Source organism: Phytohabitans houttuyneae, from assembly GCF_011764425.1.
Classification (GTDB): Bacteria; Actinomycetota; Actinomycetes; order Mycobacteriales; family Micromonosporaceae; genus Phytohabitans; species Phytohabitans houttuyneae.
The window spans coordinates 1883679-1910029 of sequence record NZ_BLPF01000001.1 but is presented as its reverse complement, the minus strand read 5'-3'; the positions used below and the strand labels follow the sequence as shown (position 1 = coordinate 1910029).

Genomic DNA, 26351 nt, shown 5'->3' with positions numbered 1-26351 from the left:
GGTCCCGCGACGCGCCGGCCCGTCCGATGGTCCGCCCTCTGTGGACGGAAGGACGGTCCGATGTAAACAACCGTCGCCGCGGGACATGCGCGACCACGCGGCGACGGCCGCTGTTTTCTATGTCTCCGCGGGCTCGATGTCGCTGTTGATCCGAGTCCCTTCCTGCACCGCGATCGTGTTCGGGTGTCCCACGCCCAGGACCCTGATCGAGGCCTGCGTCGCCTCCTCCAGCCGCGTGGCCGCCTCATGCTGGGCGCCGGTCGCCTGAAGCGAGATTGCGAGGTTGGTGGTCGCCGCGAGCACCGTCGGGTGGTCCCGCTTGAACCGGGCCGAGAGGTGCTGGAAGCAGTGCTGGTCGAGCCGGAGCGCCTCGCTGATCTCCTTGGCGGCGAAGTGCGCGTTTGCCAGGTTCATCTGGCTTACGAGGGTGTCCGGGTGGTTGGCGCCCAGCGCGGTCACGAAGCGCACGGCGGTGTCCTCCGCCAGCGGCTTGGCGGTGGCGAAGTCGCCGGCGCGCATATGGAAGATCGCGAGGTCGTTGGAGGCGGCGAGCGTGAACGGGTGGTCGGGTCCGCTCACCTCCTCGTACCGGCCGACGATCTCCTTCGCCAACTGGCGTGCCTCGTCATGGTCGCCCCGCGCGGACTTGACACAGGCCACTTCGAGGGCGCACGCCAGCGCGTGCGGATGGCGAGGCCCCATGGTCCGCTCGTACGCGCGGTTGACCGTCGTGATCAGCTCGGCGGCCTCGTCGAGGCGACCGAGCCGGCGCCAGGTGACCGCGAGGTTTTTCGCGGCCATCAGCGTGATCCGGTGGTCGGCGCCGTAGACCTCGCGAGCGGTGGCGAGGATCTTTTCGAGCCGCTCGCGCGAGCGCTCGAGGTCGCCGACGTCACGTAGGTCCCGGCCGTACCGGGTGGCCACGTTCATCGTCGAGGGATGGGTGGAGCCGGTGACCCGCTCGCGCCGGCGAACCGTGTCCTCGTCGAGGTCCAGCGCCTCCTGCAGGTTGCCGACAAGCCGGTGGGAGACGGAGAGGTTGTTGGCTGCCCGGAGCGTCTGGTCGTGGTCCTCACCGTGGGTCGCCCGCCATTCACCGAGCAGCTCCACGTCCGTCTGGTACGCGTCGCGGTATCTGCCGACGCCGCGCCAGAGCCCGGCCTGGGTCCGCCGGGCCATCAGCGTGTACGGGTGCTTTTCGCCGAGCGAGCGGGAGAGCCGAGGGATGATCGCGTCGGAGATCTTCAGGCCCTCGGAGTACTGGCCCAGCGCCTGCAGCGTGTTGGCCAGCTCTTGGCGGATCCGCAGCACGGAACGGTGGTCCTCGCCCAGCCGCGGCTGCCAGCTGGCGACCGCGCGCTCGCCGAGCTCCTGGCTGCCGAGCAGGTCGCTGCGGGCGCGCAGGTAGCGAACCATGTCGATGATCAGTGCATGCACCTGTGGGTCGTCCGAGTCGAGCGAGCCGGTGGGCTCCAGATGCGGGCGGAGCGTCTCGTAGACCCTCCAGTTTTCTTGCCGATCTGGATCGTCACGCCGCTCGGCGGCCAAGGTTATTTGCACCTGTCTCCGTCTTTCACGCTGGACAGCCTCCGGCAGATCGCTCCTGACCACGCTCTGGACCAGCCGGTGAATGCGGATGGCAGGGATGGCTGGGTCGACCCGCGCCAGACCGTATCGGTTGATGTCGCGAATGAGTGAACCATGAAGAAGCGGGTCACGGAGTGCAGGGTCGAAGGCCACCAGCGCGTCGATCATGCCCGGGCTATTGAGCAGCCGCGTCGGAATCGGTTCTGGGGCAAAAAAGGCAAACAACTCTAGCAAGTAGGCCGCCGCCGGATTCGATTCGCGGAGTCTTTCCTGGGAGAGACGCCAGGTGTTCGCGGCCGGGTGCGGATAGCCAGGGGGCGGCGGCTCATTCAAGATCCGCGGGAGGTGCTCGTCGAGAAGATTCAAATAGCTTCGCGCGGTCATTGCGGTCGTGGCGAGCCAGGTCGCGGCTTGCTCCACCGCCAGTGGCAGGTCGCCCAACTTTTCGGCGATCGCGTTGGCGTCGGTCGCGGACAGCGTGTCGACGCGGCGGGCCAGCAACTCCACGCTCTCGGCGCGTTCGAAGACGTTGACGTCGATCGTCCAGGCCTCGCGCGCCCACTCCTGACCTGGTGTGGTAATAATCACATCGCCCTGGCCGGTCGGCAGAAACTCACGGATCTGGCTGGGGTCGTCGGCGTTGTCGAACACGACGATCCAGCGTCCGGACGGCTCGCCGCGCCGCAGCGCCTCCAGCACCGCCTGCACCTGCTCGGTGCCGCCGGCAGCGACCGGCAGCTCGAGCTCGTTGGCGAGCTCTGCCAGCGTGGCACGGGCCACGGCGGGCTGGTCCGCGGAGATCCACCAGACGATGTCGTAGTCGGCGGCGAAGCGGTGCAGGTACTCCATCGCGATCTGGGTCTTTCCCACGCCGCCGAAGCCCTGGAGGACCGCCGGGCCGGTGAGGGCCGTGCTTGCGCTGAGCCGCTCGCGGAGCAGCTCGAGGATCGCGTCTCGTCCGGTGAAGGAGGAGTTTCTGGCTGGTGCGCGCCACACCCGGGGCGGCTCGTCCGGGAAGCGCGGCTGCGGGCCGCCGCCGGCGGGCGGGGCGACCACCAGCGCCGCGTCGCGCAGGCCGAGCTTGCTCAGCAGGGCTTCCCGGGCGTGGCCGGCGGTGATGTTGAACAGGTCGACGGACTCGCGGTCGTCGAAGGGGGTCGGCAGGCGGAAGCCTTCCAGCCGTACCGGCACCAGGAACCGCCCCGGTCCAGGCGTGTCGCGAACCATCGCGGCCTGCCAGAACTTTCGGGTCTGCGCCACCCGGACCGACTCGCGGGTAAGCAGCATGAGCGCCCGGGCGGCCTTGTCGAGGACCGCCGGGCTGTTGACGTCCTGCAGGACGCTGCGCTGGCCGACCTGGCGCAGCTGCGAGGCGATCCACTCGGCCCAGATGCGGTCGCGTGGCGCGTACGCGATCAGCAGCGGCGCCGACTCCGCCGAGCCGCGCTGCTCGAACTCGGCCAGCCACCCGCGGCGCAGCGGCTCGGGCGGCGCGGCGAACTCGATCGGCTCGCCGACCAGCTCGCCGGCCAGCCGTTCGTACGCCGCGAGCAGCGAGTTTTCCAGCTCGGGGCGGTCGCCGAAGGTGGCCAGCGTCTCCTCGTACGCGTAGAAGACCTTGTACGGGATCTCGACCATGCCCCAGTACTTGTCGGGGTCGGGGTGGCCGAGCAGCCGGACGAAGTCCTCAAAGCGCTGGCGGGCGTACGTGCGGCTGCGCTCGAGCTTGCTCAGCTCGCCGTCCTCGACCCGGGTGGGCACCGGGTAGATCTGGACGCCGTCGCCGCGCTGGTGGCGGATCGAGTTGGCGGCGGCGACCGCGCCGTCGATGCTCTGGTTGTTCATCGTGAAGCAGGTGACGACCGCGTCGGGGAGCTGGACCGTGCAGATCCCCGCGTTGTCGCTCAGGCCCGTGCGGCTGTCGAGGAGGGCGATGTCGTAGTGCCGCCGCATGTCCTCGCCGAGGGCGTCGAGGTAGGCGGCGCCGTCGAAGCGCTCGTAGAAGTCGTCCCAGTTGAACGTGCTCACCGCGTGCGAGTAGGCGCGGTCCTGGCGGCCGGGCGGCACGAAGTCGATCGAGCCGCCGCCGGGGAAGTCGTAGCGGACCAGCGAGCTGGCGTACCGGCGGATCTGTGCGGCGCTGAGCAGGTCGTCGGGTTGCAGGTCGCGCACCCGCTCGCCATGTCCGGGGCTGGTGCCGCTCTTCGCGAAGTCGCGGACCGCGTCGATCACGCCGCGCGAGTCGCGCAGGTTGCGGTCGACGAGAAAGGGTGCGAAGTACCGGTGGAGCCCGGGTGACTCGAGGTCCCAGTCGACGGTCAGGACGCGGCGGCCGGTGCTGGCGAGGATCCAGGCGACGTTCGCCAAGGCCATCGTGCGGCCAACGCCGCCCTTGAACGAGTAGAAGGTGATGATCCGGCCGTTGCGGTGGTCGGTGGGCTCATCGGTATTCATCGTCATCACGATTTTCTTCGTAGGTCAGCAGTGGCAGCTTCGCGGGCGACCGCCGGCGCACCGGAGAGGGAGACCGGTGCGGGGGCGCCTCGACGGCGAACGCGTCCGCCGCGCTGGCGAAGGTGGGACTAGGCACGAGTGAGGGCGGGGTGTGCTGCTCGGCGGTGGCCGTCACCCGGATCGCGACCGCCGTGACGAACTCGAGGTAGTCGTCGCGGAGCCGGCCGAGCTGGAGGAGCCGCCGGATGCCGTGCTGCTCGTAGGCGGAGCCGAAGGAGGGATCGCTGTACTGCAGGTCGGTGAGGTGGGCGGGTATCTCTGTGGGCAGCCAGAACAGCGGGATCAGGGCGGGCGGCGGCAGCCCTGCGGCGCGCAGGTTGGCGAGCCGCTGGGCGAAGACCCACCACTCCCGGCCGCAGGACGGGCTGCGGAAGTAGCCGGGGGAGCAGAGGGCGATAAATGTGTGTGCGGTCTGCAACGCGTTTACCAGATCGGGTGACCAGTGGTCCGCGTTGGCGTCGTGGTGGGCGCGAAATCCGACCTCGTCGTCGCGGTCTCGACCCGCGTGCTCACGGACCTCGCCACTGAGGTCGGTGAAGAACGCCTCGACCAGATCGTCGTGCTGGCCGTGGGCGTAGCTCAAAAAGAAGTACCGCATCGCTCCTCCCTGCACCGTCAGCAGCCGTTGGTGCGAGTGGGCCACAGGGTATCGATGTCGAGCCAATGGTGGATCAGGCTCGACTCGCTTTTGGATCGCCATCGTCAAGGCCCTTCAAGAATGGGTCTCGCGTTGGCCGGACCGTCGGCGGGACGCCGGAAGATTCGACCCTTGGCGAAAATGCGATTTTGCGCTTCCTCCAGCGCCGCGGCGAGGTCGAGGTCGAACCGGTGCGGTGTCTCTATCTCCAGGCGGAACAGCGTGTCGCGGCGGCGGGCGCAGTGCGGAAACACGTCCCTGACGGCAACCCGCAGCTCGGCACGCCGCCCGCTCGTCTCCGCGTCCTCGCGGCTGGTGGGCACGAGCACCGCCACGGCCGAGTCTTCGACCTGGTCGAACGTGGCCAGCACGCGCCGGAACGACTCCAGGCCGACCACCCACGAGTCGAGGAGCACCACGACGATCTCGTTGCGCTCCTGCGCCAGCGCGACCTGGTCGCCGATGGCGCCGATGGGCACCACCTCGGAGCCGAACAGCCGCTCGGCGGCGATCTCACGCGCCCGCGCCGCGAGCGACTGGGCGATCGCAGGATGGTACGGCGCCCAGTCCTCCTGGCGCTCGCCGTAGAAGCCGAGGTCCTGCCGGACCACCCGCATCTCGTCGCGGGTGCCGGCGGCGACGACGAAGTGCACGTACTGCGGGCCGCGGCTGCCGCGCTGCCGCCGCTGCCAGGGCTCGAAGGCGTTGCTCGCGGTGCGCAGGTCGACCCCGGGCAGCGCCTGCGGGATGCGGTGTGCCTTCGTGGTCTCGACCACGCGGCGGGCCAGGCCGGTCACGAAGTCCTGGTACGCCCCGCGGTAGCTGTGCAGGCGGATCAGGACGCGCAGGTCTTCCGTGGACTCCTGCACGGTGACGTCGATGCCGTCGCCCTCGGCCACCACCGGCAGGTCGCGAGTGGACCACGGCACCGCGATCAGCGCCGGCGCGCCACGGCCGGTGGCGCTCTGGTATGCCCTCAGGCGGTCGCTGAAGACGGTCCAGACCCGGCCGCACCGCTCGTCGAGGAAGAGCTTGGGCGAGCAGAGGACCACCAAGGTCTGGCAACTGGAAAGCTCATTGCGGATCTCGCTGGGCCAGTGATCATTGGCATTGCCATGATCGAGAAAACCGACCTCGCGCTCCGATCCCTCACCCAGCGTGCGACGGACCGCTTCCGACAGGTCGAGGAAGAAGCGGGCAACGTAAAGATCGTCGTCTCCCGGCGAATAGCTGAGGAAGAAATGCCGCATGTGCCCCCTTCCCGGTCGTCAGGCTCTCGTGACCTGCCCTGGAGAGAGGGGCATGGTGATCAACACGCTCGTCGGCGCGATGACCCGCTGCATCTGTCTATTAGTACCGCACGGGTGCCCGGGCCCGGAACCCGTCAATGCGGTGACGGTTGGATAACGCGCCAACGATCGAGGTCAGCGACCACTCTCCCGGCGATATGGCGGATCAGCCGGAACATGTCGGCCGAGTAGACCGTGGGGTTGACGAAACCGTTGTCCACCCGGTAGCGGTGGGCGTACAGGCCGCCTCCACAGATCTTGACGATGGGACAGCGCTGGCAGATTTCCGAAAGCGCCGAGATGCCACGCTGTCTGTCGCGGATGCCGGGATGCTCCAGCGCGTCGTCGAACGAGTGGTGTGCGACGTGGAGGCCGGTCGCGGCCGCGCCATCAGCGGTGGTCTTGAGCGAGTCGCCCTGCTCGATGCTTCCGTCCGTCTCGACGGTGATCAGATCGATCTTTCCGAGGCCGACCGCCTCTGAGCTCGTCGGACCGCCGAGCAGCAGCGAAATGATCGACTCGAAGAGCCGGATCCTCGTCGCCCGGTGCGGACCGGCGTACCACCGGTCAAACACCTTGATCAGCCAGTCGGCGTACGGCGTCTGGCTCTGGTCGTCCGGGCGCCCGGGCGGTGGCTTCGTCCAGTTGCCGTGCGGGAGCAGCAGGTCGATCGCCGGCGGCCGGAACTCGAGCAGGTGCTCGTACACCCCGACCGGATCGTTGTCGAGATCCACCGTGCACAGGATGCCGCTGTACAACTGTCGATAGCGTTCGCTCTGCAGCAGGTGCAGGGCCGAAACGACGGCGGTGTGACTGCCCCGCCCGTCCGCGTACCGCCGGTGGCGGTCGTTCGCCTCCGACGGTCCGTCCAGGCTCACGCCGACGGCGACCCCGTGTTGCGAAAAGAGATCGAGAAAACGTTCGTCCAGGAGAAGACCGTTGGTTTGCAGTCCGAATCTGAGCCGCGTGGATCGCGGCACCGCGCGGCGGATCGCGCGTAACGCGTAGTCGATCGTGTGCGCGCCGGCAAGCAGCGGCTCCCCGCCGTGCAGAATGGCGACAATTGTCTTCAACGCGTGGTGCTCGGCATGCTCGCCGATCCTCGCCGCCGTGTTGTCGATGATGCGTTTCGACATCACCATCGGGCGGTGTCGCCAGCTCTGGTCCGCGTGCTCGTAGACGTAGCAATGATCGCAGGACAGGTTGCAGCGGCTGTGAATCTTGAGCAGCACCTGGCGAAACGGGGTTGCCTGACTCTGCTCTTCCGGGCTCATGCAGCTATGGAGAAAGGGCGCTGTCGAACATGGCCATCGGCTCTTCGAGGTCGATGAGCTCTCTGACGATCTCGGACAGCACGCCCTGTGGGAGGTCTGGCAGCTCTTCAAGCCGCGGAATCTTCGAGATGACGTCCGCGTCGTTGTGCGCCAACATTCGTCGCCCTCCCGGCGGTTGCGTGCGAGGGGATACCACGACGTTGTCGGTATCGTGCCACCGAATGTACCCGGTATCGGCGCTTGCGCATATGTCTGTTCACGCTGTGCTCAATCGACAGTGACCTGCCAGACCGTCGTGTGCTTGATGGCGGCGTCCTCCAGCGTCGCCGCCACCGGCACCTCGTACGCCGCCACCCGCCGCAGGCCCGACGCCGGCAGGTACGCCCGGCCCGGGTCGCCGACCAGCACCTTCGCGCCGCCCGCGGCCGCGCGCCGGAAGTACGACATCATCCGGGTGGACATCTCGCGGCTGTAGAAGACGTCGCCGGCCAGGACGACGGCGGCGGTGGCGGCCTCGTCTAGGACGTCGCGTTCCACGGGCGTCACCGTCACGGCGTTCGCGGCGGCGTTGGCGGCCACGGCGGCCAGCGAGAGCGGGTCGATGTCCACCGCGGTCACCGACGCCGCGCCGGCCTTGGCGGCGGCGATCGCGACAAGCCCCGAGCCGGCCGCGAGGTCGAGCACGTCGTGCCCGCCGACCAGGGACGGGTTGTCCAGCACGAAGCGGGCCAGCGCCTGTCCGCCCGCCCACGCGAACGCCCAGAAGGGCGGGGGCTGCCGGTCCGACGACGACAGTTCCGTCTGCTCCCACAGGGCGATCGCCTCTTCCGCCTGGTGCAGGAGGATCTCGGGCACGAGTGGCACGGGGGAGAGGCGGGTGTGCGCGCGGACGAAGCCGCGGGAGTCGGTCACCCGTCGAATCCTAATATTGACCGTTTTGCTGACCGGTGTCCGACTCCGCTCAGCCGTTTGGTCTGCGCACCCTGGCTGAGTGGCGAGTCAGGAGAGCTTTCTGGAAGTGACGTGGACCGACGAGGTCACCGGCAAGCGCGGCTACCTCGTCATCGACCGGCTGGTGCGCGGTGCGGCCAGCGGGGGCCTGCGGATGCGCGAGGGGTGCACGCTCGACGAGGTGCGCGATCTCGCCCGCGGGATGACCCTCAAAGAGGCTGTCGTCTACTCCCCGGACGACGCCTACGTCCCGTTCGGTGGGGGAAAAGGCGGCATCGACTGCGCGCCGTGCGACCCGCTCGCGCGCGGCGTCATGGCACGGTACGTCGCCGCGATGAAACCGCTGCTGCAGACCTACTGGTCGGCCGGGGAGGACCTCGGCGTGCGGCAGGACGTGCTGGAGGAGGTGGCGATCGAGGCGGGGATGCGTTCGACGATCGACGCGGCGCTGCGGCTGGTGCCGGACCCGGGCGAGGCGCTCGACCGGGTGCGGGCCGGGTTTGCGGTCGATGTGGACGGTGTGGGCCTCGCCGACCTGGTCGGCGGCTACGGCGTCGCGGAGGTGACGATCGCCGCCGCCCGGCGGGTGGGACTGCTCGACGGCGGGGCGCGGGCGGTCGTGCAGGGCTTCGGATCGATGGGCGGTGCCACGGCGCGGTACCTGGCGCGGGGCGGGGTGCCGGTCGTCGGCATCTGCGACGCGCTCGGCGTCGTGTGGCACCCCGAGGGCCTCGACGTGGAGGCGCTGCTGCGCACCCGCGACAGGTTCGGGCGGGTGGACCGGCGCTCGCTGCGCCCCGGCGACCGCGAGCTGCCCCGGGAGGAGTGGCTGACCGTCGAGGCGGAGATCCTCGTGCCGGCCGCCCTCTCGTACGTGCTCACCGAGGCCAACGTCGACGCGGTCACCGCGCGGCTGGTGGTGGAGGCGGCGAACGTGCCGACCACGGCCGGCGGCGAGGCCGCGCTGACCGCCCGGGGCGTACCGGTGATTCCGGACTTCGTCGCCAACGTGGCGACGAACGCCTGGTGGTGGTGGACGCTGTTCGGCGACATCGCGCCGACGGCGGACGCCGCGTTCGGCAAGATCTCGACCACGCTGTGCGGGCTGCTCCACGAGATGCTCGACCGCGCGGCCGGTACCGGCGGCTCCCCCCGGGCCGCCGCGCTGGCCATGGCGAACGAGCGGGCGGCGGAGCTACCCCGGTAGCACCAGGCGGTCGAAGTCCGGCGCCCACGAGTACCTGTTGCCGAACTCGACAGTGTTGGCGCCCGCCCGCCCGCAGCGTCAGCGTGACCTTGACCGAACCGACCTTGTCCCAGCCGCCGGTGGGCGCGAAGTCCACCAGTGTGGCGAAGCTGCCGTTCACCTCGATGGCGGCGGCCCGGCGCTCCTGGCTGACGTAGTGAACCGTCACCTCGTACCGCCCGGCCGTCGCCACCGTGACCCCGGCGAACGTCAGCGTGTTGTAGCGGTCGTCGCCCACCCAGCCCACCACGCGGCCGCCGGAGGCGCCGGCCACGTCGCGCGGCGCGGCGCGGCCGCCCAGGCGGTTGGCGGGGGCCTCGGCCTCATAGGACAGCACCGCCGGGTGGGGGACGGGGTGGGCGATGGCGCGGTCCGCGGGGGTGCGGCGTCGCCTTCCGGTACCGGTTGGAATGGCGGCGTGGCCGTCTCCTCGGTGGGTGAGGGGGAGGGAGTCGGCGACTGCGAGACCGCCTGCGCGGCGGGCGGCCACCGCAGCGGCGTCGCCTGCTCGTGCCGCGAGGAGTCGCCGTCGGACGTCGCGAACAGGGCGATCGGGACGCTCGCCAGCGCCGCGGCGGCCAGCGCCACCAGCGGCCACCGCCACCGCGGGGCCAGGCCCGGCTCGTCGGCAGGGGCATCCGGGGTACGTCCGCCATCGCCGGGATCAGCGCGGGCAGCTGCTGGGTGGGCACGTCGAGGGCGCGGAACTCCGCCGTCTCCTCGTTGCCCGCTTCGCCCACGCCGCGCCTCACTGTCCACTATGGAATGATCGAGGTCGGCCGGGGGCCGCTGGCGTGAGGGTACGCGAGTGGGTTCGGACCCTCAGTGAGAGGGGTGCACCCGCGCCTCGGCCGCCCGCCACGCGGCCTCCGCACCCGCCGTGGGCTGGTAAAACGTCAGCTCCTGGGTGCGCCGCAGCAGCGCGCGCAGGTCGCTCAGGCCACCCCGCACCACGCCGAGTGCGCGCGCCTGCACCAGCGCGTTACCGAGCGCCGTCGCCTCGACCGGGCCGGCGACGACGGGCAGCCCGCAGGCGTCGGCGGTGAGCTGGCACAGCAGCGCGTTGCGGGCGCCGCCGCCCACGATGTGCACCGCGTCGACGTCGCGGCCGGAGAGGTCGCACGCCTGGCGTACGGCGCGGCGGTGCGCGAGCGCCAGACTGTCCACAATGCACCTGGTGAACGCGGCGGGCGACCGCGGCACCGGCTGCCCTCCCGCCGCGCACGCGGCCACGATCCGGGACGGCATGTCGCCCGGCGGTAGGAAGACCGGGTCGTCGACGTCGACGAGCGCGCCGAGCGCGGGCTCGCGGGCGGCTGCGGCGAGCAGCTCGCCCACGTCGGACGCGCCCCACGCGCGCATCGACTCCTGCAGCACCCACAGCCCCATCACGTTGCGCAGGTAGCGGACCGTGCCGTCGACGCCGGCCTCGTTTGTGAAGTTGGCGGCGCGGCTCGCCTCGCTGAGCACCGGCTCAGTCAGCTCGACGCCGACGAGTGACCAGGTACCACAGGAGATGTAGGCGAACCGCTCGCCGTCCGCGGGCACCGCGACCACCGCGGACGCGGTGTCGTGCGAGCCGACGGCCGTGACGGGCACGCCAAGGTCGCGCACGGTGCCGGCCGGATCGCCGGGCCGCCGCAGCTCACCCAGGAGACGCGCCGGCAGGCCGGCACGGGCGATCAGATCCCAGGACCATTCCCGGGTACGCACATCGAGCAGCTGGGTCGTGGAGGCGTTGGTGACCTCGGTACCGGCGACGCCGGTGAGCCAGTACGAGAGCAGGTCCGGGATGAGCAGCATCCGCTCGGCGGCCGCCATCGCCGGAGTGTCGGCGGCGGCGATGAGCTGGAAGAGCGTGTTGAACGGCAGCAGCTGCAGGCCGGTCGTGCCGTACAGCCACTCGGCGCCCAGCTTCGCGACGACCGCGTCCAGCACACCGTCGGTGCGCGCGTCGCGGTAGTGCACAGGGTTGCCGAGCAGCGCGCCGTCGCGGTCGAGCAGGCCGTAGTCGACCGCCCACGAGTCGATGCCGACGCTGGCCAGCTCGGGGTGCGCGGCCACCGCCGCGCGCAGCCCGGTGAGCACCTCCGTGTAGATGCGCAGCGCGTCCCAGTGCAGCGTGTCGAGCAACCGCACCGGGCCGTTGTCGAAGCGGTGCGCCTCGTCGAGCTCCACCCCGTCCGGCGAGACCGACGCGACCATCACCCGCCCGCTGGCCGCGCCGAGGTCGACCGCGGCGACGACGCTCATCGCAGGAACGCGGCCGCGACGCCGGCGTCGACCGGCACGTGCAGTCCGGTGGTGTGCGTGAGGTCGCCGGCGGTGAGCGCGAAGACGGCGTTGGCCACGTGCTCGGGCAGTACCTCCCGTTTGAGCAGCGTGCGCTGGGCGTAGAACGCGCCGAGCTCCTCCTCCGGGATGCCGTACGTGGCCGCCCGCTGCGCGCCCCACCCGCTGGCGAAGATGCCCGAGCCGCGGACGACGCCGTCGGGGTTCACCCCGTTGACGCGGATGCCGTGCGCGCCGAGTTCGGCGGCGAGCAGCCGTACCTGATGGGCCTGGTCCGCCTTTGCCGCGCCGTAGGCGACGTTGTTGGGTCCGGCGAAGACGCTGTTTTTGCTGGAGATGTAGACGATGTCGCCGCCCATGCCCTGGTCGATCAGCGCCCGCGCGGCCTCGCGCGAGACCACGAACGAGCCGCGCGCCATCACGCCGTGCTGGATGTCCCAGTCGCCGTCGGTGGTCTCCAGCAGCGACTTCGAGATGGAGAGGCCGGCGTTGTTGACCACGAGGTCGATGCCGCCGAACGCGAGCACCGCCTGCCGGAGCGCCTCCCGCACCGCCGCGGTGTCCGTCACGTCGACGGTGACCGGCACCGCGACGTCGGTACCCCCGATCTCACCGGCGACGGTGGCCGCGCTCTCCGCGTTGCGGTCGGCGACGACCACGCAGGCTCCCTCGGCGGCGAGCCGGTGCGCGATCGCGCGGCCGATGCCCGAGCCTCCGCCGGTCACCAGCGCGATGCGCGTGGCGAGCGGCTTGGGCTTGGGCATGCGCTGGAGCTTGGCCTCCTCCAGGGCCCAGTACTCGATGCGGAACTTCTCCACCTCGCTGATCGGGCTGTACGTGGAGATGGCCTCGGCGCCGCGCATCACGTTGATGGCGTTGACGTAGAACTCGCCGGCGACGCGGGCGGTCTGCTTGTTGGCGCCGTACGAGAACATGCCGATGCCGGGGACCAGCACGATGGCCGGGTCGGCGCCGCGCATCGGCGGGCTGTCGGGAGCCGCGTGCTGCTCGTAGTAGGCGGCGTACTCGGCGCGGTACTGGGCGTGCAGCTGCCGGAGGCGTTCCCTGACCTCGTCGAGGGGTGCGGTGGGCGGCAGGTCCAGGACGAGCGGGCGGACCTTGGTGCGCAGGAAGTGGTCCGGGCACGAGGTGCCGAGCGCGGCGAGGCGGGGGTGCTCGGCGCGGGCCAGGAAGTCGAGCACCACGTCGGTGTCGGTGTAGTGGCCGACCTGGCGCCGGTCGGTACTGGCGAGGCCGCGGATGATCGGGGCGAGGGCGGCCGCGCGGGCGTGACGGTCGGCCGCGGGCAGCGCGGTGTACCCCTCGACGACCGGGCCGAACGGCTCGGGCCGGCCGCGCTCGTCGATGAACGCCTGGGCGGCCCGGATGATCTCCAGCGAGGCGGCCTCGCACTCCTCGCTGGTGCCGCCCCACGCGGTGATGCCGTGCCCGCCGAGGATCACGCCGATCGCGCGGGGGTTGGCCGCCTTGACCGCGGCGATGTCGAGGCCGAGCTGGAAGCCGGGGCGCCGCCAGGGCAGCCACACCACGCGGTCGCCGAAGCACTCCTTGGTCAGCGCCTCGCCGTCGGCCGCCGTCGCGAACGCGATGCCCGCGTCGGGGTGGAGGTGGTCGACGTGTGCCGCCTCGACCAAGCCGTGCATCGCGGTGTCGATCGAGGGTGCGGCCCCGCCCGCCCGTGCAGGCAGTAGTCGAAGGCGGCCACCATCTCGTCCTCGCGCTCAGGGCTCGGGGTATTGCTGCTACCGAGGTAAACGTCCACCAGCGCGCGCAGCCGGTCCAGCCGGAGCACCGCGAGACCGGCCGGGGTGAGCGTGCCGAGGTCGCCGCCCGAGCCCTTGACCCACACCAGGTCGACCGGCTGGCCGGTGACCGGGTCGGTGTCGGTGCCCTTGGCGGAGGTGTTGCCACCGGCGTAGTTGGTGTTGCGGCGGTCGGCGCCGAGCCGGTTCGAGCGGGCGATCAGGTCGTCAACCGTGGACACGAGTTCAGGCTCCCCATCCGGCTTGCTGGCCGCCGACGCGTTCGGCGACGATCTTGTCTGCGTATCCCGAGTCGCGGTAGGCGGTGACCGGGTCGGGGTCCAGCCCCATCTCCTGCCGGACTTCGGCCAGCAGGGGGCGCACGTCGGTGTTGTAGGCGTCCATGAACACGGCGTTCGCGCCGAGCACGTCACCCTCGTCCTGCGCCTTGGCCAGGGCGTCGTGGTCGACCAGCAGGGCCTTCGCGGTGGCCTCCTGCACGTTCATCACCGAGCGGATCTGGGCCGGGATCTTCGGCTCGATGTTGTGACACTGGTCCAGCATGAACGCGATCCCCGCCTCCTGCCTCAACGCGTCGGCCAGCACGATCTCGTGCATGATCCGGAACAGCTGGAACGGGTCCGCCGAACCCACCATCAGGTCGTCGTCGGCGTAGAAGCGGGAGTTGAAGTCGAACGCGCCGAGCTTGGCCTCGCGGAGAAGGAACGCGACGATGAACTCGATGTTCGTGCCCGGCGCGTGGTGGCCGGTGTCGATCACGACCTGCGCCTTGTCGCCCAGGCGCAGGCAGTGCGCGTAGGCGGTGCCCCAGTCCGGCACGTCGGTGGTGTAGAAGGCCGGCTCGAACAGCTTGTACTCCAGCAGCAGCCGCTGATCCTCGCCCAGCGCGTCGTAGGTCTCCTGGAGCGCTTCGGCCAGGCGGTCCTGCCGCGCCCGGATCGAGTCCTGGCCGGGGTAGTTGGTGCCGTCGGAAAACCACAGCTTGACGTCGCGGACACCCACCGCGGCGGCGATCTCCACGCACTCCAGCAGGTGATCGGTGGCCTTACGCCGTACCGCCGGGTCCGGGTTGGTCACACTGCCCAGCATGTAGTCGTTGTCCTGGAACACGTTCGCGTTGATCGTGCCCAACCCGACCCCGTGCTCCTTCGCGAACCCGGCCAGGTGCGTGTAGTCCTCCACCTTGTCCCACGGGATGTGCAACGCCACCGTCGGCGCCACCCCCGTGTACCGGTGCACCTGCGCCGCGTCCTCGATCTTCTCGTACGGGGTACGCGGCACACCCTGCTGCGCGAACACCTTGAACCGCGTCCCCGAGTTTCCGAACGCCCACGACGGCAACTCGATCCGCTGCCCCCGCAGCGCCGCGCGTACCGCATCAGTCATCGAGGGCCTCCAGTTGCGAATCGAGGTTGAAGATCTCGTCCAGCACCGTGAAGCCCTCGTCCGGCCGGCGGCCGTCGAGGTCTTCGAAGAACGGCGCCATCTCGGCCTGCCAGCGGGCGTTGACGTCGGTGCGCTCCATCGCGGCGAGGGAGGCCGCGAGGTCATCCGTGCGGAAATAGCCGACGAGCAGGCCGTCGTCGTGCAGGAAGAGGGAGTAGTCGTGCCAGCCCGTGTCGCGTAGGGCGCGGAGCATGTCGGGCCAGACCGCGGTGTGCCGCTCCCGGTACTCGGCCAGCCGATCAGGCCGGACCCGCAGGATGAAGCAGACACGTCGCATGTGGCCAACTCCTGAGCGCACAAATGAACCGTTTCAAAGAGGTGCCCCAAACATACGAGCGCCGTTGCACGCGTGTCAAGGACGGATGAACTGGCTGGACTCCCGGACGACGAGCTCGGGCTCGAAGACCACCTGCTGGTGCTCGTGGGTTTCGGGCTTGTTGGCCTCGTCCAGGAGGAGTCCGGCGGCGGTCTGGCCGAGGCGCTGGCGGGGTTGGCGGACGGAGGAGAGCGGCACGGCCGCGGCGGCGGCGAAGTCGATGTCGTCGTAGCCGACGAGGGCGATGTCGTCCGGCACGCGCACCTGCTGGCGGGTCAGGCCCTGGAGCACGCCGAGCGCCAGGAGGTCGTTGGCGCAGAAGACGGCCGTGGCGCGGGAGCTCTTGGGCTGCCCGAGGATGCGCGCCGCCGCGTCCCGCCCGGCCGCGACCGTGAGCGCCGGCGTGTCGTACCGCCGGAGGTGCTCGTCCTCGCTCCGGCCGGCTTCCCTGAGTGCTTCGAGCGCGCCGTCGTACCGGTCGCGGACCTGCTCGAGGCGGTGCGGTCCGCCGACGAACGCGATGCGGCGGTGGCCGCTTTCCACGAGGTGGCGCATGGCCAGCTCGCCGCCGAGGCGGTCGTCCACCGACACCGAGCACAGGTCGGCCTGCCGCGAACGGCGGTCGAGGAGCACCACCAGCACGCCGCGGTCGCGCAGGCGGTGCAGTCGCTCGCTGGCGTCGTCGATGGGTGTGATGAGGACGCCTTGGACGCGTTGTTCTTCGAGGAGGTCGAGGTAGGCGTTTTCTTTGGTGAGGTCGCCGTCGCTGTTGCAGAAGATGACGGCCATGCCGGCGGCGCCGGTGGTGTCTTCGACTCCTTTGGCGACGTCGGTGAAGAAGGGGTTGGCGACGTCGAGGACGACGAGGCCGAGGGTGCGGCCCCGGCCGCGGCGCAGCTGGCGGGCGGCGTCGTTGGGGACGAACCCGAGTGCGCTGATCGCGGCCAGCACGCGGGAGCGGGTGGAGGGCGCGACGATGTCCGGCCGGTTGAGCACATTGGACACGGTGCCAACGGACACCCCCGCGTGGCTGGCCACGTCGCGGATGCTCACCGCTGGTCCTGCCACCCGCGTGCTCCTCTCCAGCTGCTGCGCCTTGACACCGCAGTGTGCCATGCGCAGTCTGTCACAAGCGAGGGCAAGCGCTTTCCAGAGGGGCCGAAATGGTGGATTTGCAGGTAGCCGGACGGGTGGTCGCGGAGTACGCGGTGGAGCCGGAGGTCGACCCCAAGCACGGACCCCGCCCGTACCTGCACCCGGTGCGCACGCTCGGCGGCGTGGCGGTCACCGACACGCTGCCCGAGGACCACCGCTGGCACCTGGGCGTGAGCGTTGCCGTGCAGGACGTCAACGGCACCAACCTGTGGGGTGGCCGCACGTATGTGCGCGGCGCCGGGTACACCTGGCTGGACGACCACGGGCGCATTGCGCACGACGAGTGGCTCACGCCCCTGTCCTCCGCGGGCGATGGCGGCTCGCGGCTCGCGGAGCGGCTGCGGTGGCTGGACCCGTCGGGGCGGACGCTGCTCGTGGAGGAGCGCACGGTCCAGGCGTCACCCGCCGGGCTGGGCTGGACGCTCGACTTCGCGTTCACGCTCACCGCGCCGGAGGGCTCCGACGTGACGCTGGGCAGCCCGGCGACGAACGGCCGCCCCGGCGGCGCCGGCTACGGCGGCTTCTTCTGGCGGCTGGCGCCCGGCGTGCCCGAAGTCTTCACGTCCACAGTGGAAGGCGAGGAGAAGTGCAACGGCAGCGCCGACGAGTGGCTGGCCGTGCGCGGCGCCGGATACACCCTGGTCTTCCGCGGCATCGAGGGCGACGACCGCTGGTTCGTGCGGGCCGCCGACTATCCGGGCGTGTGCGCGGCGCTGGCGTGGGAGCGCCCGCTGACGATTCCGGCGGGCGGCACGCTCAGCCGTAGGTACAGCGTCGTCATCGCCGACGGCGCCCTGGACCGTGAAACCATTCAATAGGGTTCCGCTCTGTCCTGGCGCGCGGCGATGGGGGATTCGGTGCTTTTGCGGCCGCGCGGGCGTCCAGGTTCGCTGGCCGTGGAGTCTGACGCTGTTTCTGCCCCGGGTGGAGGTTCTTTGATCGGGGCGGGGGCGTCGGTGTCAGCGGTGGCGGTCTGCTCGCCGGCACTGTGGTTGTCGGCACCGCGGGCGTGGGCGCTGCGGGCGTCGGGCTTGGGCGGCGGCGGTCGGCTCGCGGGCGCACCGGGTGTGCGCAGGTCGAGAGGCGCTGCGGGTGATGTCTGTGGTGGTCCGAGCCGTCGTGCGGGGTCCTCGAAACCGTGCGGTGCGGGCAGTGCGCCTCTGGGTGCGCTCCGATGCTTGTCTTTCTCGGGGTGCGTCCCGATGCTCGTCGAGGACGACTGGCGGGGTCGTCGCTGTGATGATGACGTCGATGTCGCAGCGGCGCGGCCGGGTCGGGTTGGCGGCGCTCGGGCCGCCGTCCCATCAACGCCGGGCCAGCGGTGCTCCCGGCCGGTGGCGGCTCGGGCGGTGGCGGGTTCCTTGATCGCCACGGATGGTCAGGTCGCCCGTCGATCGAGGACCGACCCGACGCCCTCGCTTCCCGGTGGGCAGATCGTCCAGGCGGAGCCGCCGGGGGCACAACGGTCCGATCACGCCGGACAGAATCGCGCGGATTGAGCCCGGCGCCTGGTGATTGCGGGGCAGGCGGACGTGGCGGGCCGGCGCCGCCCACACTGACCAAGCGCCGCGGCCCCGGCGCCTCGGCCATCGGTAGCTCAAAATCTCATGGGTAAACCCACCGGATCGGCGCAGTGACGGACGGGTTGGGTGCCGGGTCGGGGTGGGGGCGCCGTAGGCTCTCAGGCATGCGCCAGGAGTGGCATCAGGTTCGTAACCCAGGGCTCGAGATCGGACGCCCCACCGACGATTCTCCCGAGGTCAGGGCGTTGGGCCTTGACCACTGGCGGACGCTGCCGAGGGCGCAGATGCCGCCCTGGCCCGACCCGGCCGTGGTCGACGAGGTGTGCGGCGTCCTCGACAACGTGCCGCCGGTCGTCGCGCCCTACGAGGTGGACCAGTTGCGGGAGCGGCTGGCGCTCGTCGCGGCGGGCAAGGCGTTCCTGCTGCAGGGTGGCGACTGCGCGGAGACGTTCGCCGACAATACGGACAGCCATCTCTCCGCCAACGCGCGCACGTTGCTCCAGATGGCGGTCGTCCTCACATACGGGGCTTCGCTCCCGGTGGTCAAGGTGGCGCGCGTCGCCGGGCAATATACGAAGCCGCGCTCGGCGTTGACCGACGCTCTGGGGCTGCCGGCCTATCGCGGCGACATGATCAATTCGCTGGAGGCGGTGCCCGAGGCGCGCGTGGCGGATCCGCAGCGGATGATCCGGGCCTATGCCAACTCGGCCGCCGCGATGAACATGCTCCGTGCCTACCTCGGCGGCGGCCTCGCCGACCTGCACGCCGTCCACGACTGGAATAAGGGCTTCGTGCGCGACTCGCCCGCCGGCGAGCGCTACGAGGCGATAGCGCGTGAGATCGATCGGGCACTCGCGTTCATCCAGGCGTGCGGGATGACTGACGACGACGCGCTGCGCACCGTCACGCTGTACTGCTCGCACGAGGCGCTCGCCTTGGAGTACGACCGGGCGCTCACCCGCGTCGCCGGCGGCCGGGCTTACGGGCTGTCCGGCCACTTCCTGTGGGTGGGCGAGCGCACGCGGCAGATCGACGGGGCGCACGTCGACTTCGTGTCGCGGCTGGCAAACCCGATCGGCGTCAAGCTCGGCCCGACGACCACGCCGGAGCAGGCGATCGAGCTGTGCGAAAAGCTCAACCCGGACAACGTGCCGGGCCGCCTCACGCTGGTCTCGCGGATGGGCAACCACAAGGTGCGCGACGCGCTCCCGCCGCTCGTGGAAAAGGTGACCGCGAGCGGCGCCAAGGTGGTGTGGCAGTGCGACCCGATGCACGGCAACACTGTGGAGTCGTCCAATGGATACAAGACGCGGCACTTCGACCGCATCGTGGACGAGGTGCTGGGCTACTTCGAGGTCCACCGCAACCTCAACACCCACCCGGGCGGCATGCACATCGAGCTGACCGGCGAGGACGTCACCGAGTGCCTGGGCGGTGCGCAGGCGATCGAGGACGTGCACCTGCCCGACCGGTACGAGACGGCGTGTGACCCGCGCCTCAACACCCAGCAGTCGCTGGAGCTGGCCTTCCTCGTGGCGGAGATGCTGCGGGGATGATCGACCTCCGCTCGGACACCGTCACCAAGCCCACCGCCGGCATGTGGCAGGCCATCACCGAGGCCGACCTCGGCGACGATGTGTACGGCGAGGATCCCAGCGTCAACGCGCTGGAGGCCGAGGTCGCCGCGCTGTTCGGGCACGAGGCCGCGCTCTTCACGCCGACCGGCTCGATGGCCAACCAGATCGCTCTCCAGCTCGTCACCCCGCGCGGCAGCGAGCTGCTGTGCGACGGAGACGCGCACGTCGTGACGTACGAGGTGGGAGCCGCGGCCGCGCTCGGCGGCATCTCCACCCGCACCTGGGCGGCCGTGGGCGGCGACATCGACACGGACGTGGTGGCCGCGATGATCCGGCCGGACGGCTTCCACGCCGTGCCGACCCGCGCCATCGCCGTCGAGCAGACGCACAACCGCCGGGGCGGCGAGGTCATCCCGCTCGCCACACTCCAGCAGCTGCGCAACGTCGCCGACGGTGCCGGCCTCGCGCTGCACTGCGACGGCGCCCGCATCTGGAATGCGCACGTGGCCGCGCGGATCCCCCTGGCGACGTACGGCGCGTTGTTCGACACCCTCTCCGTCTGCCTCTCCAAGGGCCTCGGCGCGCCGGTGGGCTCGCTGGTCGTGGGGAGCGCCGAGCGCATCGCCGCGGGCCGGGTCATCCGCAAGCGGCTGGGCGGCGGGATGCGGCAGGCGGGCGTGCTCGCGGCCGCCGGGCGGTACGCGGTCGCCCACCACATCGACCGCCTCGCCGACGACCACGCCCGCGCGGCACGGCTGGGCGAGGCACTGGCACCGTTCGACGTGGTGAGCGGCGCCGTCCGCACCAACATCGTGGCCCTCGACCTCACCCACGCGGCCCTCGACGCGCCCAGCCTCGGCGCGGCGGCCCGGGCCGAGGGGGTGCTCGTCTCGGTGCTGGGACCGCGCATCGCGCGCCTCGTCACCCACCTCGACCTCGACGACGACGCCATCGACCGCGCGGTCGAGGTTCTGGTCCGCATCTTCAAGGGCTAGGCCGGCCCGACCCGGGGACATGGCGGCGCGGTCGTCGGGCCGGTGCGACCTGGCGATCGTCAGAGATTCCAAAACCGGATCAGATGCGAGCTACCGCGATGTCCGCGGTGGTCCGGACCGTTGCTCCCGCGGCCCCACCCTCCGCGGTGGGTGAGGTCCCGCGCTGCCGCGATGTCCGTTGTCGCCGAGACCGGTTACCTCGCGGCCTCACTAGTCGCGGGAGACCCGCCTGGCTGCTCGGGTGCCGCGCCTGGCCCCGGCTGGTCCGGCCGCGGAGCCGGACGGGCCGCCGCTGCCGCCCCGTGCGACCTCGCCCACCGGCCCGCTCTCCGCGAGCTGGGGTGCGAGGGCGGCTGTTGGTGTCGGTCGACCCGAGGGAGGGATGGCCGGCGGATTCTGACCCATCACCTGGCCCGAGACTTGGTCTGGGCGATGGCCGACGTTGGTGGCAGGCTTCCTCGGCGCGGGTTGCCCAGGAACGCGACTGGGTTGCCCTTCGCCGGGAAGGCTAGCCGTGGCCCACGGACCGGTCCGTGGGCGCATTGGTGCGCCCAGGTTGAGAGGCATCCGCGGCGCGACACCCTCGCATCCGCGTCCGGGCGAGACAACCCTTGGGATGGGCCGGGCTGTGGGCGCGACCTTCGCCTAGGGACGGCAGCTCGGGACTGGTCCGTGCGCGCATTGGTCGACCAGGTTGAGAGGCACCCTGCGGTGCGACACCCCCTCGCATTCGCGTCCGGGCTAGGCGGACCCTTTGGGGGTGGACCTGGCGTGCGCGGCGGAGGTTGAGGCCGCGGGAGCAACGGTCCGGACCACGACGGGCATCGCGGTAGCTCAAATCCTCTGTGGGATCAGGGTGGTGGCCGGCTTTAGAGGGCGCGGCGCATCACGACGCGGCGGCCCGTCGGGGGGCGGCGGTGTTCGGTGAAGCCGGCGCGGGCGAAGAGCGTGACCGTGCCGGTGTAGAGCTCGGCCGCCGGTGGCGTGCGGCCCCCGGCCGTGTCGACCGGGTAGCCCTCCAGCGCCGCCGCGCCCGCGTCCCGTGCGTGGCTCACCGCGGCGTCGAGCATGGCCACCGAAACGCCGCTGCCGCGGTGGTCGCGGCGGGTGAAGAAGCAGGGGACGGACCATACCGTGGCATCCGCGGGATCCTCCGGCTTGAGGGCGGGGGAGCGCAGGATCCGGGTGTACGCGGGGCGGGGCGCGACCGTGCACCAGCCGACCGGCTGTCCGGCGGCGTAGCCGAGCAGGCCGACCGCCTCGCCACCGTCCACGAGTGACCGCAGCGCGGCGCGGTTGCCGGCGTTGCCGTTGCGGCTGAACTCGCCGCCCGGGATGCGGAACCACATGCACCAGCAGCCCGAGTATGCCCCGCTGGGACCGAACAGCTCGGCAAGGTCGTCCCACCGGTCCGCGTCGACCGGGTGTACCTCGATCACGGCGATCAGCTTACCTTGACAGCTATATGCCTCGTGAGGAATATAGGGCCTATGGAGAGATCCGAATACAGGCCTGGGCCGCTCGCTGACGCTTCCGTCGAGCGGGGGGATGGCGACCGGTGGACGCTCGTGTTCGTCCGCGACTTCCGCCATCCTCGCGAGAAGGTGTGGGGTGCGCTGGTGGAGCCGGGGCAGCTGCGGGAGTGGGCGCCGTTCGTGCCGGACCGTGACCTCGGTGGGGCGGGGCCGGCGACCTTCACGATGCTCGGCGGCCCGGACGGCGAGAGCTCGCCCGCCGAGGTGCTCAAGGTCGAGCCGCCGGCGCTGCTTGTCTACGACTGGGGCGGCGACCTCATGCGCTGGGAGCTGGAGGCGACCGGGGAGGGGACCCGGCTGACGCTGCGCCACACCGTGCGCGACCGCACGTGGGTGCCCATGGTCGCCGCCGGCTGGCACATCTGCCTCGACGTGGCCGACCACCTGTTCGCCGGCGACCCGATCGGGTCGATCGTCGGTGACGAGGCGAAGGAGTTCGGCTGGGAGGAGCTGCGCGAGGGTTACGCGGAGCGGTTCGGCCTCGAGTGAACGCGAAAGGTCCCTGCCGGGCGCGCCCGGCAGGGACCTTCGACGACGAGACTTACGACGGGTCGGGGTGCTCCGTCACGTTTTGCAGGTAGAGCGCCTCGCCCAGCTTTTCGATGAGTCCCAGCTGGGTCTCGAGGTAGTCGACGTGGTGCTCCTCGTCCTCGAGGATGCTCTCGAAGATGTTCGCCGAGGTGACGTCGCCGATGGACCGCATGTACTCGATGCCGCGGCGCAGCCGCTCGACCGCCTCCAGCTCGATCTTCATGTCGCACTCGAACTGCTCCTTGACGGTCTCGCCGATCCGGAGCGCGAAGAGCTTCTGGTAGTTGGGCAGGCCCTCGAGGAAGAGGATGCGGTCGGTCAGCACTTCCGCGTGCCGCATCTCGTCGATCGACTCGTGCTTCGTGAACTTGGCGAGCTTCGTGTACCCCCAGTTTTCCTGCATCTTCGCGTGCAGGAAGTACTGGTTGATCGCGGTCAGCTCCGCTGTCAGTTGCTCGTTGAGAAACTCGATGACGCGAGCGTCGCCTTGCATGCCGAAGACCCCCACAGGTGAACGTGTGGGGGTGAGCCTACGCCCTTGCGCAGGTCAGGCAGCCAGGGGCAGCAGCGTGTCGGCTGAGTTCTCCTCGTCGATCAGGTCGCAGATGCGGTCCAGGCAGGTGCCACAGCCGGTGCCAGCGCCACACGCGTCGCCCACGGACTCCTCGGAGCGGGCCCCGAGCCGGATGGCGGAACGGACCTCACCCTCGCGGACGCGCGCGCAGATGCAGACATACATAGACAGCCCTTACTGTGGTTAGCCTGGCCTCAGTAAGGGTGCCCTAAAACTCCAGGTCATGCAAGAGGGCGTAGCCCCTTGAGGGTGGCAATGTCCGCGGCATGGCCCACAAATCCCTCGGTGGGCGTTTCCACGACGACGGGCACTCCGGCTGTCGCCGGGTGGCGCATCAGCTCGCCGAAAGCGGCCTCGCCGATCGTGCCCTTGCCCACCGTCTCGTGCCGGTCACGTGTCGAGCCGCAGCCGTCGCGGGAGTCGTTGGCGTGTACGAGCCACAGCCGGTCCGGACCCACCGCCGCCACCAGCGCGTCGAGCGTGGCCGTCATGCCGCCCGGGGTGGCGAGGTCGTGCCCGGCCGCCCAGGCGTGGCACGTGTCGAAGCAGACGCCGAGCCAGGGGTGGTGGTCGACCGCGTCCAGGTACGGCCCCAGGTGCTCCACCTTCGAGGCCAGTGAGCGCCCGCCACCCGCGGTCGGCTCGACCAGCAGCTTCGGCCCACCGCTCGCGGCGGCCCGGTCCAGCAGCGGGAGCAGCGCCTCGCGCAGCTGCTTCATCGCGGCGTCGGCGTGGCCCTCGTCGACGGCGCTGCCGGCGTGGAAGACCACTCCGGAGGCGCCGATCGCCGCGCCCCGGGCCAGCGCGTGTGCCAGCGTCTCGGCCGAACGCTCGACCGTCGCCGCCGTGGGAGAGCCGAGGTTGACCAGCAGCGACGCGTGGATGTACGCCGCCAGCCCGCGCTCGGCGCACCCGGCCAGGAACGCCTCGTCCTGCGCGGGGTCGCCGGGCGGCAGTGCCCAGCCTCGCGAGTTGGAGACGTAGACCTGGGCCACCTCGGACCCGGCACCGTCCACGTAGGGCAGTGCCGCCTTCGCCAGCCCGCCGGCCGTGGGGGTGTGCGAGCCGACCGGACGCGGCGCGACCTGCGCGGCTGCCCGTGCCACCGGCCGCGACCTCGGACGGGTGCGCGCGGGTGTAGAACGCGCGGGTCTAGAAGCAGCCAATGACGACCTCGGTGCCCGGGGCGACCGGGGTGTTTTCCACCGGGTTCTGGATCCGCACGATGCCGTTGGGGTTGAAGTCGACGCGCACCCGCAGCCCCTGCGCCTCAAGCTGCGCCTTGCCCTGCTGGCAGGGGAGGTCGATGACCCGGCTCACGATGACCTGCGGCGGGCCCTTGCTGACCTCGAGCTTGATCTCCGCACCCGACTCGACGCCGGAGCCGCTGCTCGGAGTCTGCGCGATCACCTCGTCCTTGGCGCGGTTGTCGTCCTTGTACTGCTCGACGACCACGAGGCCGAGCGCCTGGAGCTGGGCGCGGGCGTCGTTGATGTTCTTGCCGACGACCTCCGGCACCGTGATCGGCGCGCGGCCCTTGCTGACTGTCACGGTGACCGTGGTGCCCGGCCTGACCTTGGTGCCCGCCTTGGGGTCGACCGCCAGCACGATGCCCTTCGGGAGCCGGTCGTCAAACTTCGCCGGGCCCTCCTTGAGGACCAGCTTTGCGCCCTCCACGTCCGCCTTGGCCTGCGCGAGGTCCTTGCCGATCACGTCGGGGACGTCGTAGCGCTCCGGTCCGAGCGAGAGGGTCAGCGTGAGCGTGCCGCCCTTGACGATCCGCGCGGTCGACGGCGGATCCTGGGCGAGCACGACGTCCTTGGCGATCTCTTCGTCGTAGCGGCCCTCGGCGTACTGGATCTCGAAGCCGCCGCTCGTGGCCTGCGCCTCCGCCTCGGCCTTGGTCATGCTGACCAGCTGCGGGGCGACGGTGTAGCGGCCGAATCCGGCCCACCAGATGCCGATCACCGCGAGCAGCAGCAGGACCGCCGCGGCGGCGACGACAGCGAGGCGGGCGCGTGGGTCGCCGAGCAGCCTCAGGCGCAGGCCGCCCAGCCGCTGGCCGATGCCGTCGTCGGGCGGTGGCGCGGCCCGGCGCCGGCCCGGAGGCTGCGGCTTCTGCTCCGGCAGGCGGGCCCAGGAGGGCCGGTCGACCGGCGACACGGGCGCGATGATCTGGGTGGGCTGGGCCACCTGGCGCAGGACGGCGGTGCTGGCGTTGGCCGAGTTGCCCAGGTCGTCGCGGACCTGCTGCACCTCGGCGAGCAGCGCGCCGGCATCGGTCGGCCGGGCGCCGGGGTCGCGCCGCGTGGCGCGGGCCACCAGGTCGTCGAGCACCTCGGGCAGGTTGTGCACGACCGAGGAGGGCGGCGGGACGTCGTGGTCGACGTGCTGCCAGGCGACCTCGACCGGCTTGTCCCCGTCGTACGGCACGCGGCCGGTCAGCATCTCGAAGAGCACGATGCCCGCCGAGTACACATCGGTGCGCGCGTCGGCGTGGCCGTTGGTGACGAGCTCGGGCGCCACGTACGCCACGGTGGCCATAAGCTGGCCGCCGGCCTCGTCGTCGGCGCTCGCCTCCACGGCACGGGCCAGCCCGAAGTCGGCGACCTTGACCACGCTGTCCACAAGGTTGCCCGAGCCGCCGCTGGGCGCCTCGGCGACCAGCACGTTTTCCGGCTTGACGTCGCGGTGCACCAGCCCGGCCCGGTGCGCGGCGGCAATCGCGGAGAGCATCTGCTCCAGGATCGCCAGCGCCTCGCCCGGGTTGAGCCGGCCGCGCTCGGCGAGCACGTCGCGCAGGGTGCGACCCCGCACGTACTCCATCACCAGGTAGGGCAGGCCGCCGTGGGTGCCCTGGTCGTAGACGGCAACCACGTTGGGGTGGGTGAGGAGCGCGATCGTCTTGGCCTCGTCGGTGAAGCGCTCGACGAACCGCGCCTCCCGCACCTGGGCCGGATTGATGATTTTGAGGGCGACTGTGCGCTCGAGCCGCTCGTCCACGCCCATGTACACGGTCGCCATGCCGCCACGGGCGACCCGACCGCGGATGCGGTAGCGCCCGTCGACCAGCGTGCCCAGTAGCGTGTCGGCGACCTGTATCTCCATCGGCAGGCAGTCTATGT

Annotated in this window: 22 protein-coding genes and 1 pseudogene; 5 read left to right on the top strand and 18 right to left on the bottom strand. The window is 70.9% G+C overall.

All coding sequences use genetic code 11. From position 1 onward, the window contains the following. Nucleotides 1-117 precede the first annotated feature (117 nt). The 6 genes from fxsT to Phou_RS08620 all read right to left on the bottom strand — a co-directional run bounded on the left by fxsT (nt 118) and on the right by Phou_RS08620 (nt 8213). Nucleotides 118-4041 carry an FxSxx-COOH system tetratricopeptide repeat protein gene (fxsT, locus tag Phou_RS08645; RefSeq protein WP_173055130.1) on the bottom strand — a complete coding sequence of 1308 codons (3924 nt, stop codon included), beginning with the start codon at nt 4039-4041 and terminating at the stop codon, nt 118-120. Then, a complete protein-coding gene (locus Phou_RS08640; protein WP_173055128.1) occupies nt 4028-4699 on the bottom strand; it encodes a TIR-like protein FxsC in 672 nt (223 codons plus the stop codon). The genes fxsT and Phou_RS08640 overlap by 14 nt, the downstream gene beginning before the upstream one ends. A gap of 104 nt (nt 4700-4803) precedes the next feature. Beyond that, nucleotides 4804-5988 carry an FxsC protein gene (gene fsxC / locus Phou_RS08635; protein WP_173055126.1) on the bottom strand — a complete coding sequence of 395 codons (1185 nt, stop codon included), beginning with the start codon at nt 5986-5988 and terminating at the stop codon, nt 4804-4806. A 134-nt stretch (nt 5989-6122) separates the two neighbouring features. Next, nucleotides 6123-7301: an FxsB family cyclophane-forming radical SAM/SPASM peptide maturase gene (locus Phou_RS08630; RefSeq protein ID WP_173055124.1), complete on the bottom strand. Its 1179-nt coding sequence runs from the start codon at nt 7299-7301 to the stop codon at nt 6123-6125. Between the two features lie 4 nt (nt 7302-7305). Next, complete coding sequence (locus Phou_RS08625) at nt 7306-7458, bottom strand: hypothetical protein (RefSeq protein ID WP_173055122.1); 153 nt, start codon at nt 7456-7458, stop codon at nt 7306-7308. 110 nt (nt 7459-7568) lie between these two features. Further along, nucleotides 7569-8213, bottom strand: a complete 645-nt coding sequence (locus Phou_RS08620; protein ID WP_173055120.1) for a class I SAM-dependent methyltransferase — start codon at nt 8211-8213, stop codon at nt 7569-7571. A gap of 79 nt (nt 8214-8292) precedes the next feature. On the opposite strand from Phou_RS08620, the gene Phou_RS08615 reads away from it, so the two are divergent. Next, nucleotides 8293-9459 (top strand): Glu/Leu/Phe/Val family dehydrogenase, encoded by a 1167-nt coding sequence (locus Phou_RS08615; RefSeq protein ID WP_218578877.1) that lies wholly within the window; start codon nt 8293-8295, stop codon nt 9457-9459. Between the two features lie 121 nt (nt 9460-9580). Here the strand turns inward: Phou_RS08615 and Phou_RS55380 are convergent. The 7 genes and pseudogenes from Phou_RS55380 to Phou_RS08590 all read right to left on the bottom strand — a co-directional run. Next, nucleotides 9581-9667 (bottom strand): annotated as a pseudogene (locus tag Phou_RS55380) (hypothetical protein); the annotation flags it as partial. A gap of 653 nt (nt 9668-10320) precedes the next feature. Beyond that, on the bottom strand, nt 10321-11751 hold the full coding sequence (locus Phou_RS08610) for a rhamnulokinase (protein ID WP_173055118.1): 1431 nt from the start codon (nt 11749-11751) through the stop codon (nt 10321-10323). Next, nucleotides 11748-13454 carry a bifunctional rhamnulose-1-phosphate aldolase/short-chain dehydrogenase gene (rhaD, locus tag Phou_RS08605; protein WP_281365011.1) on the bottom strand — a complete coding sequence of 569 codons (1707 nt, stop codon included), beginning with the start codon at nt 13452-13454 and terminating at the stop codon, nt 11748-11750. The genes Phou_RS08610 and rhaD overlap by 4 nt, the downstream gene beginning before the upstream one ends. Further along, on the bottom strand, nt 13364-13795 hold the full coding sequence (locus tag Phou_RS54355; protein ID WP_281365010.1) for a class II aldolase/adducin family protein: 432 nt from the start codon (nt 13793-13795) through the stop codon (nt 13364-13366). Before Phou_RS54355 ends, rhaD begins: the two co-directional genes overlap by 91 nt. Before the next feature lie 4 nt (nt 13796-13799). Then, nucleotides 13800-14960 carry an L-rhamnose isomerase gene (gene rhaI / locus Phou_RS08600; RefSeq protein WP_173055116.1) on the bottom strand — a complete coding sequence of 387 codons (1161 nt, stop codon included), beginning with the start codon at nt 14958-14960 and terminating at the stop codon, nt 13800-13802. Continuing rightward, nucleotides 14953-15297: an L-rhamnose mutarotase gene (locus Phou_RS08595; RefSeq protein ID WP_173055114.1), complete on the bottom strand. Its 345-nt coding sequence runs from the start codon at nt 15295-15297 to the stop codon at nt 14953-14955. Before Phou_RS08595 ends, rhaI begins: the two co-directional genes overlap by 8 nt. A 75-nt stretch (nt 15298-15372) precedes the next feature. Then, nucleotides 15373-16404, bottom strand: coding sequence for a LacI family DNA-binding transcriptional regulator (locus tag Phou_RS08590; RefSeq protein WP_246273417.1), 1032 nt, complete (start codon nt 16402-16404; stop codon nt 15373-15375). Nucleotides 16405-16499: 95 nt separating this feature from the next. Here Phou_RS08590 and Phou_RS08585 point away from each other — a divergent pair, with 95 nt between their 5' ends. The 3 genes from Phou_RS08585 to Phou_RS08575 all read left to right on the top strand — a co-directional run bounded on the left by Phou_RS08585 (nt 16500) and on the right by Phou_RS08575 (nt 20586). Next, nucleotides 16500-17309 carry a DUF6807 domain-containing protein gene (locus Phou_RS08585; protein ID WP_173055110.1) on the top strand — a complete coding sequence of 270 codons (810 nt, stop codon included), beginning with the start codon at nt 16500-16502 and terminating at the stop codon, nt 17307-17309. Between the two features lie 869 nt (nt 17310-18178). After that, entirely contained in the window at nt 18179-19570 is a 1392-nt protein-coding gene (locus Phou_RS08580; RefSeq protein ID WP_173055108.1) for a class II 3-deoxy-7-phosphoheptulonate synthase, read from the top strand. Next, nucleotides 19567-20586 (top strand): threonine aldolase family protein, encoded by a 1020-nt coding sequence (locus tag Phou_RS08575; RefSeq protein WP_173055106.1) that lies wholly within the window; start codon nt 19567-19569, stop codon nt 20584-20586. The genes Phou_RS08580 and Phou_RS08575 overlap by 4 nt, the downstream gene beginning before the upstream one ends. Nucleotides 20587-21455: 869 nt before the next feature. Here the strand turns inward: Phou_RS08575 and Phou_RS08570 are convergent. After that, a complete protein-coding gene (locus tag Phou_RS08570) occupies nt 21456-22025 on the bottom strand; it encodes a GNAT family N-acetyltransferase (protein WP_173055104.1) in 570 nt (189 codons plus the stop codon). Between the two features lie 129 nt (nt 22026-22154). On the opposite strand from Phou_RS08570, the gene Phou_RS08565 reads away from it, so the two are divergent. Beyond that, entirely contained in the window at nt 22155-22610 is a 456-nt protein-coding gene (locus Phou_RS08565; protein WP_246273412.1) for an SRPBCC family protein, read from the top strand. 52 nt (nt 22611-22662) lie between these two features. On the opposite strand, the gene bfr is transcribed toward Phou_RS08565, so the two are convergent. From bfr to pknB, 4 genes are read right to left on the bottom strand one after another with little or no spacing between them, the layout of a single operon-like run. Next, complete coding sequence (gene bfr / locus Phou_RS08560) at nt 22663-23145, bottom strand: bacterioferritin (protein WP_173055100.1); 483 nt, start codon at nt 23143-23145, stop codon at nt 22663-22665. Nucleotides 23146-23199: 54 nt separating this feature from the next. Further along, entirely contained in the window at nt 23200-23391 is a 192-nt protein-coding gene (locus Phou_RS08555) for a (2Fe-2S)-binding protein (RefSeq protein WP_173055098.1), read from the bottom strand. A 56-nt stretch (nt 23392-23447) separates the two neighbouring features. Further along, complete coding sequence (locus tag Phou_RS08550; protein ID WP_173055096.1) at nt 23448-24332, bottom strand: deoxyribonuclease IV; 885 nt, start codon at nt 24330-24332, stop codon at nt 23448-23450. A gap of 46 nt (nt 24333-24378) precedes the next feature. Then, nucleotides 24379-26334 carry a Stk1 family PASTA domain-containing Ser/Thr kinase gene (gene pknB / locus Phou_RS08545; RefSeq protein WP_173055093.1) on the bottom strand — a complete coding sequence of 652 codons (1956 nt, stop codon included), beginning with the start codon at nt 26332-26334 and terminating at the stop codon, nt 24379-24381. Nucleotides 26335-26351 lie beyond the last annotated feature (17 nt).